The following is a 14,943-nucleotide window of genomic DNA, read 5'->3' as shown; positions in this document are numbered from 1 at the left end:
CGGAAGGGAATGGAACATGGGCGAGACCGCCGACAGAAAGTTCGACTGGGTCGCGGGGCTGGCGTTGGCGTCCGGAGCCGCGGTGATGGTTCCGAGCCTTGCCGCGCTTGCCATCGCGCTGATCGCGGTAGTCGCCGTGTTCTTTTAGAGCCCCGCATCCATGCACCGGTGAAAAAATCTTCCTTCCGTTGATGACGGGCAAGCGGCGGTAGAAAACATCAGGTGGACCGCGCACCGGCAAAAGAAAACCGCATCGCTGAACCGAACGGTGGCCGGCGGATGGAGTTGGACTAGCGTCCGAGGCGGACATCGCGTTGCCAATGGCACATGGACTGGCTAGGCTGCCTGTTCCCAGCGGCCGGCTAAAAATGTCCATCGAGGAAAGTCGCCCCAAGGTCAATGAGAGCCGTCGCTTCGGCGATTTTTTCGCGCTCCTGAAACCGCGGGTCATGGCCTTGGCTGTCTTCACGGCTTTCGTCGGCTTGATGGCGGCACCAGGCGCGACCGATCCGGCGACCGCCATCGTCGCCCTCGCGACCATTTCGGCAGGAGCCGGAGCGGCCGCTGCCCTCAACATGTGGTACGACGCGGACATCGACGCTGTGATGTCGCGCACATGTCACAGGCCGATCCCGTCCGGCCGGGTCATCGCGAACGAGGCAGTCGCTCTCGGACTGCTGCTCTCCGTTCTGTCCGTCGCGACGCTCGGTATTCTGGTGAACTGGCTCGCAGCCGCGCTGCTCGCCTTCACCATCTTCTTCTACGTGGTTGTCTACACGATGTGGCTGAAGCGCTCGACGCCGCAGAACATCGTCATAGGCGGGGCTGCAGGCGCACTGCCGCCGGTCATCGGCTGGGCGGCCGCGTCCAATCAGATCGGCGTCGAGAGCCTCGTCCTCTTCCTGATCACCTTCTTGTGGACGCCGCCGCATTTCTGGGCGCTCGCACTGTTCAAGGTCGGCGACTACGGCAAGGCCGGCATTCCCATGATGCCGAACGTCGCCGGCGAGCTTTCGACCCGCAGACAGATCTTCGTCTATTCGCTGGTGCTCGCTCCCGTCGGCCTGCTTCCGTGGGCGTCCGGCTTCGCGACCGGGGTCTATGGCGTGGTATCGGCAGGCCTCGGCGTCGGGTTCATCTGGTACGCCTGGAAGCTGCTTGCCAGCCGCAGCGACGACAAGAACCCGGCCAGGGCGCTGTTCGCCTACTCGATCCTCTATCTGTTCGCGATCTTTGCCACGCTCCTCATCGACATCGTCGTGACGCGCGCGGTGACGGCCATGGGAAGCTAACATGTGGCGTGGCTGGAATTGGCAGTCCGTTGTGGGCAAATCCTGCGAATGGGAGTATGTTGGTGAGGCAAAAGGTCGCGGTCGTAAGCGTGGCCCGACACGCTGAGCGATATTGCGAGCCGCGGCCAACTGGACCTGGTCTGGAAGGAGTCGTCAATGGCAAGCTTTCACGTGATTGCAGGCGCCAACGAAGCGCAGGAACATATCCGCGTGCGGAAGATCGGCGTTCACGACCTGGTCGATGCCCTACGGCGTGGCATCGACGATTTCATGGTCAAACCGTCTCACCTCGTCTTCCTTTGCCTGATCTATCCTATCGTCGGGGTTTTCCTCGCTGCGTGGACATCAGGCAACAACGCGTTGCCGCTGCTGTTTCCGCTGGTGTCGGGATTTGCACTCATCGGCCCGTTCGCGGCTATCGGTCTCTACGAGATCAGTCGCAGGCGGGAGCTTGGCATGGACGCGTCATGGCGGCACGCGTTCGATATCCGGCATTCACCGGCGCTGCCGGCGATAGCGGCGGTCGGAGGCATGCTCTTTGTCATCTTCCTGGCGTGGCTGCTGACGGCGCAGGCCTTCTACCAGAACCTGTTCGGCCGCATACCGCCGGAGTCCATCGCTGACTTTGTCAGGGAGATCTATTCCACCGAACGCGGCTGGACACTCATCATCGTTGGTCATGCCATCGGCTTCGTCTTCGCCGTGGTGGTGCTATGCACGACGGTCATAGCGTTTCCGTTGCTGCTCGATCGCGACGTCGGCGCCTATGAGGCCGTCCACGCCTCCGTGCGAGCTGTTCTGGCGAATCCGGTCACGATGGCGATTTGGGGCCTCATGGTCACGATAGGCCTGATGATCGGTTCGCTGCCGCTATTTGCCGGACTGGCGGTCGTGCTTCCCGTTTTCGGCCACGCCACTTGGCACCTCTACAGGAAAGTGATCGAACCGGAGCCGTCTGCCTGACGGCGGCACTGCGTATCCGAACCGGCAAATCGAAAGATGCCGGTTCGGGTTCTGCTACTGTGCCCGATGACTGAAACGGGCCAGTCGGGCGTCCTTGGTCAGGTTGCGGAAGTCCCGACCGGTAACGTGCACGAGCGTCTTGTGGTCGCCGCCCTCGAAATAGATATCGGCGAGATCGCCGAAGCTTTCATCGAGGACCACCGGGACACCATAGGCGGCTCCGATGGGCGGGATGGCGCCGATTTCGCAATCCTCGAACAGCAAACCGGCCTCGTCCTCGGAGGCGAGTCCGAGGCGCTTGTCCATTATGTCCTGCAGTTTCCCCAACTCGACCCTGTGCGTGCTGGGCACCACCGCTAGCGCGTAGCCGAGTTCGTGATGGACAACCACGGTCTTGGCCAATGTGCTTCCCGGCACATGTGCCGCTATCGCCGACTGCCGGCTGGTAGAGGTGCGCTGATGCCGCAGGGTGTCATAAGAAACCCCGGCGCTTTCGATGTAGTCTTTCAGTCTGGTTGCGATCGTCATCTCAGGCGTCCTTTGCTGGCTTGCATGACGCTATGGAAGCGAAGCGTTCATTCTGCTCCACTCGATTTCGAAGTCAACGCATTATCACGAAAGGATGTCGCGGCCGGAAATGTCCGGTCACGGCGAGACTGGTGGCCGGCAGGCGGTCAGGGGTTGGCGCCGAAGAAAGTCAGCCTTGTCAGAAGCGTGTATTCGGATTCGATGGCCATGATCCAGACGAACACCAGCACCGCGACCGGTGGGACAAGAATCGCATAGACCATGGCCAGCCGCTCCCAGGCCATGTGCATGAAAACGGCAACGATCAGGCCGGCCTTCAACACCATAAAGATCAGGATCAGGGTCCAGCGCAGGTATCCCTGCACATGGAAGTAGTCGACCATGTAGGAGCCGGCGCTCAGGATGAAGAGCCAGACCCAGACGACCATATAGAGCTTGATCGGGTGCTCCTGGTGGGTGTCCGCATGAGGCGCGGCGGTCGCGGGCGCATCATGCCCATGCAGGGCGGTGATCCCGTTGGCGGTCGCTTCAGACATGTCCCTTCCTCACCACAGATAAAAGAACGCGAAAATGAACACCCAGACCAGGTCGACGAAGTGCCAGTACAGACCCATGATCTCGACGCTTTCGTAGTTGCCCTTCCGGCTCGTGAAGAAGCCGCGCCTTCCGGTGTCGTAGTCGCCGCGCCAGACCTTTCGCGCGATGATGAGCAGGAAGATCACGCCAAAGGTGACATGTGTGCCGTGGAAGCCGGTGATCATGAAGAAGGAGGAGCCGAACTGCGCTGCGCCCCACGGATTGCCCCAGGGCCGCACGCCCTCCGAAATCAGCTTCGTCCATTCGAAAGCCTGCATGCCGACGAAGGTCGCGCCGAGGACTGCGGTCAGCAACATCAGGATCGCCGTCTTGCGGCGGTCGCGGCGGTAGCCGAAATTGACCGCCATCGCCATGGTGCCACTGGAGGAGATCAGCACGAAGGTCATGATGGCGATCAGGATCAACGGGATATTCTGGCCGCCGATATGCAGCGCAAACACCTCGCTCGGATTGGGCCACGGCACTTTCGTGGACATGCGGGCGGTCATGTAGGAGAGCAGGAAGCAGCCGAATATGAAGGTGTCGGACAACAGGAAGATCCACATCATGGCCTTCCCCCAGGAGACGTTCTTGAACGCCCGCTGGTCGGAGGACCAATCCGCGGCGACGCCGCGCAGGCCTTCAGGCCTTGGGATGCCTGTGTGGGTCACGGTCGTCTCGGCCATCCGCTTCCTCCTTCAGGTCAGCAACTGGCGGCAGAGGTCGATGAAATCGTTGGCCCATCCGGCGAGCAGCACGAGCAGCGCCAGCCAGACCAGCAGCAGGAAATGCCAATACATGGCGCAGAGCTCGACGCGTTGGCCAAGCCGGGCGGATGCGCCTTCGCGCCAGGCGCCGGCGGTCGTCCAGCCGAGCGCCACCAGGCCGCCGACGATATGCAGCGCGTGCATTCCGGTGAGCAGATAGAAGAAGCTGGTTGCCGGGTTGCCTGCCAGAAAATACCCTCCGTCGGCGAGCGTCCGCCAGGCCGTCAACTGTCCGGCGAGAAAGGCGAGCGCCGTGAGCCCGCCCGTGACGAGCGCCAAGCGTAGCATCTCCCGCTGGCCGCGACGTGCCGCGACGACGGCGACATGCAGGGCGACGCTGCTCAGGATCAGGATCGCGGTGTTGAGCCATAATACGCCGGGTATGGGCGGCGCGCGCCAGTCGGACAGCTCCATGCGCATGAAATAGGCGCTCGCGAACAGTGCGAAGAGACAACCGACGACGGCAAGAAACACGCCGAGCCCGAGCTTGGCGGTCGGGATGCCGGTGGATTCGAGACCCGGCAGCACGCCGGCCGCGCCCGGCTCGAGCCACGGCTTCGACATCAACCGCTGCTGCGCCAGCCACCAGAAGGAGATGCCGGCAATCACCAGGATGAAGACGATGACGACGCTCATGCCGGCGCCGCCTTCCCGGGCCACGGGTCGTTCTGCGCGATGAAATCCTGCGGCGCGCCGGGCACGCTGTAGTCATAGGCCCAGCGATAGACCAGCGGTACCTGCTTGCCCCAGTTGCCGTGCGGCGGCGGCGTGGTCGGCGTCTGCCATTCCAGGCTGGTGGCGCGCCACGGATTGCCGCCGGCGTCGCGACCGTAGCGCAGGCTCCATAACATATTGAAAAGGAACACCAGTTGGGCGAAGCCGACGATGAGGGCGGCGACGGTGATGAAGGCGTTCAGCGTGTGGACCGAGTCGGGGATGAAGGCGGTTTCGCCGAGCTCGGGATAACGCCGCGGCACGCCCACCAGGCCGACATAGTGCATCGGGAAGAATATCGCATAGGCGCCGACGAAGGTGACCCAGAAGTGGAACTGGCCCATCCACTCGCTGAACATGCGGCCGGTGATCTTCGGATACCAGTGGTAGATCGCGCCGAACACCACCATGATCGGCGCGACGCCCATCACCATGTGGAAATGCGCCACCACGAACATGGTATCCGACAGCGGCACGTCAACCACGACGTTGCCGAGGAACAGGCCGGTCAGCCCGCCATTGACGAAGGTGACGATGAAGGCGAGCGCGAACAGCATCGGGATGGTCAGGTGGATGTCGCCGCGCCACAGCGTCAGCACCCAATTGTAGACCTTGATCGCCGTCGGGATGGCGATGATCAGCGTCGTTGTGGCAAAGAAGAAGCCGAACCACGGATGCATGCCCGAGACATACATGTGGTGCGCCCAGACGATGAAGGACAGCGCACCGATGCCGACGATCGCCCACACCATCATGCGGTAGCCGAAGATGTTCTTGCGCGCATGCGTGCTGATCAGGTCCGACACGATGCCGAAGGCCGGCAGGGCGACGATATAGACCTCGGGGTGACCGAAGAACCAGAACAGGTGCTGGAACAGGATCGGACTGCCGCCGCCGTAGGAGAGTTGCTCGCCCATCTCGACCAGCGCCGGCATGAAGAAGCTGGTGCCGAGCAGGCGGTCGAACAGCATCATGACGCAGGCGACAAACAGCGCCGGAAAGGCGAGCAGCGCCATGACGGTGGCGGTGAAGATGCCCCAGACGGTCAGCGGCATGCGCATCAGCGTCATGCCGCGGGTACGCCCCTGCAGCACCGTCACCACATAGTTCAGGCCGCCCATGGTGAAGCCGATGATGAACAGGATCAGCGAAGCCAGCATCAGCAGGATGCCGGCCTGCTGGCCGCCCGGAGTGCCGGAAAGGATCGCCTGCGGCGGATAGAGCGTCCAACCGGCGCCGGTCGGGCCTCCGGGCGCGAAGAAGCTCGCCACCAGCACCAGCACCGCGAGCAGGTAGATCCAGTAGGAGAGCATGTTGACATAGGGGAACACCATGTCCCGGGCGCCGACCATGAGCGGGATCAGGTAGTTGCCGAAGCCGCCGAGGAAGAGCGCGGTGAGCAGGTAGATCACCATGATCATGCCGTGCATGGTGACGAACTGGTAATAGGCCTCGGGCGTGATGAAGTCGAAGGTGCCGGGGAAGCCGAGCTGCAGGCGCATCAGCCAGGACAGCACCAGCGCCACCATGCCGATCGCCATCGCCGTGCCGGCATACTGGATGGCGATGACCTTGGCGTCCTGCGAGAAGACGTAGGTCGTCCACCAGCTATGGGGGTGATAGAGCTCGACATCGGGGACTTCCGCGGGCGCGATCGCGTCGGCTGCGCGGGGCGTGATATCGACCATCACGTCACCTCCTCATCCTCCGGCGCGGCCCGAGGCGGCCCGGGCCGCGTCACATGTAGAATTCCGTTATGCCGCCTCCCTGCTCATGGCTGCACCATCTCCGCCGCGCCCACCTTCTCGGGAGCGGTGAGCTGGGCAAAGGTCGACTGTTCCTGCAGCCAGGCCTGGTAGTCCTGCTCCGTGTCGACGGCGACCACGCCGCGCATGAAACCGTGACCCGTGCCGCAGAGTTCGGCGCACAGCACCTCGAAGCTGCCGGTGCGGGTCGGCGTGAACCAGAAATAGGTGACGGAGCCCGGGATCATGTCCATCTTGGCGCGAAACTCGGGCACATAGAAGTCGTGCAGCACGTCGATCGAGCGCAGCAGCATCTTGACCGGCTTGCCGATGGGCAGATGCAGGTCGGCGGCCTCGACGACGACGTCATCCTGGCCATTCGGATCCTCGGGATTGACCCCCAGCGGGTTTTCCGCGCTGATCAGCCGGCTGTCGGAGGTGCCGAGCTTGCCGTCGGCGCCGGGCAGGCGGTAGCTCCACTGCCACTGCTGGGCGATCACCTCGACGTCGGTCGCGTCGTCCGGAACGGTGATGAACTGGCTCCAGACATAAAGACCTGGGGCGAGCATCGCCGCCACGCCTATCCCGGTGACGACCGTCAGCCAGGTCTCCAGCCGCTTGCTCTCCGGCTCGTAATGCGCCTTGGAGCCCTCCTTGTGGCGGAAGCGCCAAACGCAATAGGCCATGAACAGGACGACGGCGGCGAAGACGACGCCCGTTATCCAGAAGGTGATGACGAGGGTGTGGTCGATATAATCCCAATTGGACGCGATAGGCGTCCACCACCATGGGCTCAGCGCGTGAAAGAGCACGGAGCCCACGACGACAAGAACGAGTACTAGCGCGATCGCCATACCCTTGTTCCTCCGACATTCGGAGCGCTGATTCCCTCCCCGCCCGGAACGTCGATCGTCATCATGCGCGATTTTTGATTGCAAATTCCTGCGTCAGAACGTCGCGGCCGTTCGATCGTCCAGGATCATCATAAGGCAGGGCCGGACCGGATGCGCGAAATCGGTGCATCAGAAGCGGTAGGCAAGCCGTGCGCTGGCGGTTTGGCTCAGGAAGGATTCTCCGATGTCGGCCGTATATCCTGCCTTCACGTCGAAGCCGCTGCCGCTGTAGAGCTGCAGGCCAAGGTCGATGCGCCCCAGAAGCTCCGGCGTCTCCAGTTGGTCGGTGAAGGTTCCATTGTCGGAGGTTGCGCTGGCGAAGCGCCCGTCGACCGTGCGTGTGTTGTCCGGCAGGTAGCTGACGCCAATGGCGGCGTAGGGCCTGAGCGTCGTCTGTGCGTCGAGATCGATGCGGCCTCCGAACTCCGTCATCAGTGAGAGCCTGACATTGGTCTTGCTGCTGCCGTCCAGATCCAGTGCATAGAGCGGGGATCCCGACTCTTCGACCGACGACAGATCGGTGTACACCACGTCGAGATCGCCATAGGGACGGGCATACCAGTCGCCGAATGTGAATTGGTAGCCGACGCGCAGCCGTGCCCCCCCGAGGAAGATGCTCGGATCGCTCTCCAGCGGGTAAGTGAAGCCCGGCAGGTTGACCTGGCGGTTCACGTCGAACGCGCCATGGGCCAGCGCAACCGAAGCGGCGAAGAGCCACGGGCCCGGCGTGTGCTTCAGCGAGATGGATCCGTCGAAGGTATCGCCGTCGCCGGAGGAGCCGCCGTCCATCGCCGCCGAGCTGTGCCCGTAGGCAAAAGAGCCGCCGAGATACAAGTCGGGAGCGATCGCATGCTGGGCGCCGATGCGGTAGGTCGTGCTCGATACGTCGTAGCCCTGTATGTCGCCGGTCGCATCCTGTTCGCTCCAGCGCCCCGTGACCTCCAGCCAGAGGCAGTCGTCTTCCTTGAGCAGCACGTTCCGGTCGGCGAAAACGGGGCAGCTCATCGAGGAACCCAGGATCGCCCCCGCCGAGTTGACCAATGCAAGCGACTGCGCGTGGATGTCCTTGCTCGAATATTCGTCCAACGCCGCCGCGTAGCTTCCAGAATCGACGATCTGAGACAGGTTGGCGAAATGCGTGGCGAAGCCCGTATCGGCATTTTCCCACGCCCGGGCAAAGTGGTCGGCGAGCGAAGCCTGGCTGGCGGTCAGGGACACGCCGCCCGGATTGAAATTGGAGCGCGGCGTGAGCGTGAGCGTGTTGCCGGACTGTGCGGTATCCCAATGGAACACCAGCGAATCCAACCCCTCGACCGTGGAGTCGAGATTTCCGGCGGTCACCACCGACACCGAGCCGGGCAGCAGCGTGATCGCGGTCGGCGCAACGACGCCATCGATCGAGGCGCTGCCGTCGACCTTGAGGTGGCTCACGGCGCCGTTGAGGGAATCGATGGTCACGCCGAGTTGGCCATCGTCGGTCTGGGTGAAATCGCCGGCTATACTGGTGACGCGTGCCTCGCCGGGCATGCCGACATTCACCACCCCGCTGTTGAACAGCGTCCCCTGCATCACGGCGCCGGCATGATAGGTGCCGTGATTGTCCATGGTCAGTACGCTCGAGGGGCTGGCAGCGGACACCGCATCCGAATCGGTCGAGCCATGGATCGAACCGGTGATCGTGCCGGTGTTGGTAATGGTCACTGTCCCAGACGTGGTCCCAGACGTGGCCGTGACGGCCGTGCCATCCGTTCCGTCCACGGTGGTGACCGTTCCGCTGACTTTGAGCTGATTGGACGAGCCGCCGTCGAACCAAATGCCGGCAGCGCCGGTGCCACTCCCGCCGGTTACGGTGCCATCCACCGTGACGATGATCTGCCCGTTCGTCCCGTAACCCTGGCTTTGCGCGAAAACGCCGATGCCGTTCTCACCGGTAGCCGACACCGTGCTACCCGCGTCCACCCACGCCGTGACGGCACCGCCGCTGCCGCAAGTCCCGATGCAGTCGCCGAGAACAACCTGGGAGGAGCCGGCAAACATCGAGTCGTCGTCGATGACCAGCCCGCCGCCGCCGCCGATACTCTGCGCCAGGATGCCGACCGCCCCCGCGCCGCTCACCGCAATGCTGCCACCGCCGCCGGCATAGACGTACACGAGTTCTCCGCCACTTCCGCTTCCCTGGTTCAGGCCCAGGTTGACCCCGTCCGAGGAGGTCGTCAGCGCAGGACTATCGTTGCTCGCATCCGCCACGCGAACGAGACCGCCGCCGCCGCCGATCGACTGCGCGACAATGCCATGCGCTGCTATGCCTTCCGTGGCGATCGTGACGTTGGTGGCGAAGACTTGTACGGTTCCGCCGTCACCGCTCCCCGCCGTGCCGCCGAGTTCTGTCGTCACGGTCTCCGCGCTCGGTTGAACGGTCACGAGGCCGCCGCCGCCGCCGATCGACTGCGCAACGATGCCGAAGGCGAAATCGCCGCCCGTCGAGATGTCGAGCGTGTTGTCGACGCTGAAGTAATTCTCCTCAAGCGTCACGTCGCCGCCGTCGCCACCCACGGCCGAACTGCCGCCCGCGGTGAGGGACAACGTCTTGTCGGACATCAGGAACGAGGGAATGAAGAGGCTGCTGCCCGCGCCTGCGATGCCGCCGCCGCCGCCCACGGACTGCAGGATGATGCCGTCGGCCGCGTCGCCGGTGGTGATGACATGGGTGCCGCTGGCGTTCCCGTAATTCAGCGTCACCAACTGACCATCGCCGCCCCCGCCGCCGCTGCCGCCATCGGAACCGCCCACGGAAATCAGGCCCGCCGCACTGTCGGAGCCGTCGGCGCCCATGCCGCCGCCGCCGCCGATGCTCTGCGCGACCACGGCCGCCGCCGCGTAGCCGGCCGTGCCGATTGCCGTGTCGCCCTCGTCCAGATGGACGGTCACGTCACCGCCGTCACCACCGGCGCCACCGCTGCCTCCCAGGGCCACGTCGGCGTTGATGGTGATTTCGGGAATTCCGCCCGTGCCGCTTGCGGCGGCGGTGCCGCCCTTGCCACCACCGCCGCCGATCGATTGCGCCACGATGCCGTTGGCCCAGTCGCCCGCTGTGGTGATAAGGGCGGAGAGGTCGACCGCAACGGTGCCGCCGATGCCGCCAGCGCCGCCCGAGCCGCCTATCGTAAGCGAGAAAGTGGCATCGACCGTCGGAAGCGACGGGTCTCCGCCTTCGAAGTAGTTCTGGAGAAAATTGGCGACTTCGCTAGCGCCTTCGCGCGCCGCAAGGCCGGGCACGATCGGATTGTCGGCCGACGCTTCGGCGCCGGCCGAGCCGCTGAGCCCGCCGCCGCCGCCGATCGACTGCGCCAGCACGCCGGTCGCGTCGCCGCCATGGGTCGCGATAGCGGCCGCGACCGTGACCGAAACGTCGCCGCCGGCGCCGCCGCCGGCGCCAGTGGTGCCCATCTCGATGTTCAGTCCGGGCTTGTAGTCCTGGCCGCCTGCCTTGAAGCTCTGGGCAACGCTGACGGAGCCGCCCTGGGACGTGCCGCCGCCGCCGCCGACCGACTGCGCCAGCATGCCCACGGAACCCGAGCCATAGGTCGTGATGCCGTTTCCGGCAAAAAGATAGGCCTCCACCTGGTCGCCATCGCCGCCGCTTCCCCCGGCCGAGCCCTGGACAACGCCGATCGACGTGGTGGTGCCGGTTCCGAAGGACTGCGTATTGCCGCTGCCATATCCGGCATCGCCGCCGCCGCCGCCGATGGATTGCGCTGTCACGCCGTTCGAATAGTCGCCATAGGTGACGATGGTGGTCGCGGCGCTGCCGGCCGGATCCTGCGAGGGGGTACCGTCCGCTGTTATCGTGCCGCCGAGCGCCACCAGCACCTCGCCGCCATTGCCGGCGACACCGCCAGCGCCACCCGTCGTGAAGGTTGCCGTGACGGCGAGCGACGTGGTGCCCTCGTCCTCGTCGCCATATCCAATCACGGTGGCGAGCGCAGAGGCATTGCCACCGACGCCACCGCCGCCGCCGACGCTCTGCGCCAGCACGGCCGTGGATCCCTGGCCGCTGGTGACGATCGCGCTGCCGTCCGACAGGGCGAACTGAGCCGTCCCGCCAACGCCGCCGCCGCCGCCCGTCCCGCCGACCGCGGAGCCCGCGGCAACACCGACCTCGACATCCTCCGACACCGGGATCGCGATCGCGACCGCCTCGGCGGTCGCCGAGCCGCCGAACCCGCCGCCGCCGCCGACGCTCTGCACCACGACGCCGTAGCTGTTGACCGGAAGGGTGTTGCAGTACGACGACGAGGTGCAGGAACCTTGACCCGTCGCGATCAGGCTGCCGCCCGAAACGGTAGCCGCCGCCGTGTAGGCGCGGCCGCCGTCGCCGCCGCTGCCGCCGACCGATACCGCATAGGCGACACCCGGGCCGACCGACGTGGCAAGTGCCTGGCCGCCGACGCCGCCACCGCCGCCGATCGACTGCACCAGAAGGCCGGCCGAGGTCGACCCGCTGGTCACGATCGTCGTCCCGTCAGCGCTGATCGTGGCATCGCCGCCGACGCCGCCGCTGCCGCCGCTGCCGCCGATGGCGACAGACGTGAACAGCCCATCGCTGCTGGCGTTGCCGGCGTTGCCGCCGCCGCCGCCGATCGACTGCATGATGACGGCCGCCGAGGAGTCGCCCTGCGTGACGATCTGCGTGCCGGCGCCGAGCGTTGCCGTGACCGTCCCGCCGTCGCCGCCGGCGCCGCCGCTGCCGCCCACGCTGGCGACGATGCCCGAGGCACCGCCTCCGTCGCCGCCGCCGCCGCCGATGGACTGGCCCAGCACCCCGGTTGCGGAGATGCCGGTCGTCACGATGCTGCCGCCGTCCGACGTGAAGGTGACGCTGTTGCCGTCGGCCGCAAGCGGATTGGTGTCGGCGTTGCCGCCGACCGAGTCGAACAGGCCGCTGGCCTGCCCGCCGGCGCCGCCGCTGCCGCCGATCGATTGCAGCAGGATGCCCTGCGCATTCGATCCGCTGGTGGCGATCGAGCCGTCATTCGTCACGCTGACGGCGCCCACCACGCCGGCCGAGGCGCCCGTGCCGCCGCTGCTGTGGATAGGGGACCACGCTGTGCCTCCCGAGCCTCCCGAGCCGGCGAGCGATTGCACGAGGATGCCGCGGGCCGTATCGCCGGCCGTGGTGATCGCGCCGTCGTTCTCCACCGTCACGCTCCCGGCGGTGCCGCCGGCGCCACCGCCGCCGCCAGCCGTGGTCCCCCGGCTGGTGACCGAGCCGCCATTGCCGCCGCCGCCGCTGATGGTCTGCGCCAGGATTCCCGTTGCTTCCGTCCCCTGCGTGGATATTCCCGAAGCGCTGTCGAGCGTGACCGTCACGTTGCCGGTATCGCCGCCGGCGCCACCGCCTCCGCCCTGTCCGTCGCGGCCGCCGACGACCGAGCCTCCCTCCGCACCCGTGCCTCCGTCGGACAGGGCGACAATGCCGGGAGAAGAGGTTCCCTGCGTGGCGATGGAAGCGGACGTCAGCGTGACGTTGACGGCGCCGCCGGTTCCACCGGAACCGCCGTCCGAGGCGGTGCCTTTGAAGAATTCGACCTGGCCGCCGCCGCCGGTGCCGCCGTCACCGCCGATGCTGGCCGCATAGATGCCAGGCGAGTTATCGCCCGCCGTCGACGCCGTGACCAGGTTCTGGCCCGTGCCGCTCAGCGTGACGCCGACCTGCCCGAGGACGGCGCCGCCGCCGCCGCCCACGCCCGACGTGCCGCCGTCGACGGTGTTGTCGTCGCCGCCGTCACCACCTGTCCCGCCCAGCATCAGCGCCTGGATGGCCGCCGACTGGCCGCCGGTGGTCGACACCAAGACCGGAAGCGACGACGCGGTGACCGTGATCAGGCTGCTCGTGCCAGCAACGACCTGCCCGCCATAGCCGCCGTTCTCGCCCCCGTGGCTTCCCGTCACGCTACAGCCGCTGCCCTCCTGGCAGCCGCCGTCCCCGCCCTCCCCGGCCAGCATGATGGCCGAAAGGCCAGGCAGCATGTCGCCAGTCGTTCCGACACTTGCATCGGTGACCGAGATCTGTGCCGTCCCGGTCAGGCCCGCGCCAAAACCGCCGCTGTAATATTCGTCGCCCGCTCCCGCCCCGCCGTTGCCGCCAATCACCGCCGCCAGGACGCCGGCGCTGGGCGCACTGGAGCTTGGCGGCGTGCCGCTCACATTGACGGTCACATCGCCGCCCTCAACGAGCGTGACCGACGCCGAACCGCCGCTGCCGCCGGTACCGCCGCCGCCGTCATCGTTGCTGCCGCCATTGCCACCCACGGACGTTGCCTCGATGCCGGAGACGCCGTTGTTGGTGCTCCCTACATCCTGCCAGGTCCAGGTGACGTCCACCGCCGCCGAGTTGACGATCGAGGCCGCGCCCGCGGACCCGCCCTGTTCGCTCGGGCCACCTTCGCCACCAAACGAAACCGCCTGGATGCCGGCAAAACCCTGCTGTCCGGACAGTGTAGCGGTGATCGCGCCGCTGTTGGTGACCGAAGCACCCGTGGAGGCTCCAGTCGATGCGCCGCCCTGGTCCGTTGCCCAGATGGCGGCTCCGCCCCATGCTTGGACACCCGACAGGTTCATGTCGATCGCGGCGGAGTTTGTGAGGGTTACGCCGTTCTCGGAGGAGCCGCTCTCAGCGGCCGACTGCAGCACGTAGATGCCGAAAACATAGCTGTCCACCACCGTCGCCGTGCCCGGCGTAAGGCCGATCGCGCCCTGATTGGATATGCTCAGTCCGTAGGTGTCGCCATTGCTGGCCCCTCCCAGGTAGAGCCCAGTGGCAGTGGCGGACAATGCGGCGAGGCCCCAGGCGCCGGCGGGCTCCGACGACGATGTGATGTTGATGCCGCCGAGGTTCGTGACGGACATGCCCTGCTGCTGCAAAATGCTGTCAATATCTTCGACGACGCTGACCGGGGAGGTATAGGGTCCCGCGGGTATGCTGCAGCTATAGACGCTGTTCTGGACGCTGCAGTAGTTTTCCTGCGCCAGGGCCTGGCCGGGGGCGGCGAGCCAGGCCGCGGCGGCGAGCAGTCCGACGATCAGGCTGCGGCGCTCGCTTCCGATGCAAACGTTGCGGATGGATACCGGCTCGGCCACGTCTACCCCCGTCGACTTGCATCTGCGCGACTCGGCGGCCGGCCGCGCGCAAAAGTTGTCGCGCACGCCCCGCCTTTGTCGTAACCTACCCACAACCGTGGATGGTTGATTCTGGTGGGTGATCATGTGATGCAATCCGTGGAACCTGCAATTACCCCAAAGAGTAAGCACGGTGACGCTGATCTCGCGCACCAGATCGTGGCCCTCTACGAGGCCGAGCCCGATCTCATCGACCTTCCAGCGGCCCTCTTCGGCGGAGTTGGACACCTGACCGACGCAGACGTCGTGACCTATTCCGAGTTGCATCACGCAACCGGAGAGGTCC

At 65.7% G+C, this 14,943-nt stretch carries 10 protein-coding genes; 3 read left to right on the top strand and 7 right to left on the bottom strand.

Features of this window, described 5'->3' with window-relative positions; translation table 11 throughout:
- The first annotated feature begins 16 nt into the window (after positions 1-16).
- The 3 genes from RB623_RS14380 to RB623_RS14370 all read left to right on the top strand — a co-directional run bounded on the left by RB623_RS14380 (position 17) and on the right by RB623_RS14370 (position 2,255).
- Positions 17-148 carry a hypothetical protein gene (locus RB623_RS14380; protein WP_308057548.1) on the top strand — a complete coding sequence of 44 codons (132 nt, stop codon included), beginning with the start codon at positions 17-19 and terminating at the stop codon, positions 146-148.
- 220 nt (positions 149-368) lie between these two features.
- Positions 369-1,292: a heme o synthase gene (locus RB623_RS14375; RefSeq protein ID WP_308057547.1), complete on the top strand. Its 924-nt coding sequence runs from the start codon at positions 369-371 to the stop codon at positions 1,290-1,292.
- Between the two features lie 156 nt (positions 1,293-1,448).
- Positions 1,449-2,255, top strand: coding sequence for a DUF2189 domain-containing protein (locus tag RB623_RS14370; protein WP_308057546.1), 807 nt, complete (start codon positions 1,449-1,451; stop codon positions 2,253-2,255).
- A gap of 54 nt (positions 2,256-2,309) precedes the next feature.
- On the opposite strand, the gene RB623_RS14365 is transcribed toward RB623_RS14370, so the two are convergent.
- The 7 genes from RB623_RS14365 to RB623_RS14335 form a co-directional block, all read right to left on the bottom strand.
- Positions 2,310-2,783, bottom strand: coding sequence for an aminoacyl-tRNA deacylase (locus RB623_RS14365; RefSeq protein WP_308057545.1), 474 nt, complete (start codon positions 2,781-2,783; stop codon positions 2,310-2,312).
- Positions 2,784-2,929: 146 nt separating this feature from the next.
- Entirely contained in the window at positions 2,930-3,319 is a 390-nt protein-coding gene (locus RB623_RS14360; RefSeq protein WP_308057544.1) for a cytochrome C oxidase subunit IV family protein, read from the bottom strand.
- Between the two features lie 9 nt (positions 3,320-3,328).
- Complete coding sequence (locus RB623_RS14355; protein ID WP_308057543.1) at positions 3,329-4,045, bottom strand: heme-copper oxidase subunit III family protein; 717 nt, start codon at positions 4,043-4,045, stop codon at positions 3,329-3,331.
- Positions 4,046-4,057: 12 nt separating this feature from the next.
- Complete coding sequence (locus RB623_RS14350) at positions 4,058-4,762, bottom strand: cytochrome c oxidase subunit 3 (RefSeq protein ID WP_308057542.1); 705 nt, start codon at positions 4,760-4,762, stop codon at positions 4,058-4,060.
- On the bottom strand, positions 4,759-6,528 hold the full coding sequence (locus RB623_RS14345; RefSeq protein WP_308057541.1) for a cbb3-type cytochrome c oxidase subunit I: 1,770 nt from the start codon (positions 6,526-6,528) through the stop codon (positions 4,759-4,761). The genes RB623_RS14350 and RB623_RS14345 overlap by 4 nt, the downstream gene beginning before the upstream one ends.
- Before the next feature lie 83 nt (positions 6,529-6,611).
- Positions 6,612-7,439 carry a cytochrome c oxidase subunit II gene (locus tag RB623_RS14340; RefSeq protein WP_308057540.1) on the bottom strand — a complete coding sequence of 276 codons (828 nt, stop codon included), beginning with the start codon at positions 7,437-7,439 and terminating at the stop codon, positions 6,612-6,614.
- Positions 7,440-7,607: 168 nt separating this feature from the next.
- Positions 7,608-14,924: an autotransporter outer membrane beta-barrel domain-containing protein gene (locus RB623_RS14335; protein WP_308057539.1), complete on the bottom strand. Its 7,317-nt coding sequence runs from the start codon at positions 14,922-14,924 to the stop codon at positions 7,608-7,610.
- Positions 14,925-14,943 lie beyond the last annotated feature (19 nt).

This window comes from Mesorhizobium sp. LHD-90 (assembly GCF_030929505.1).
GTDB lineage: Bacteria > Pseudomonadota > Alphaproteobacteria > Rhizobiales > Rhizobiaceae > Kumtagia.
Note: the sequence above shows the minus strand (reverse complement) of the source record. Positions and strands in the feature narration are given on the sequence as shown.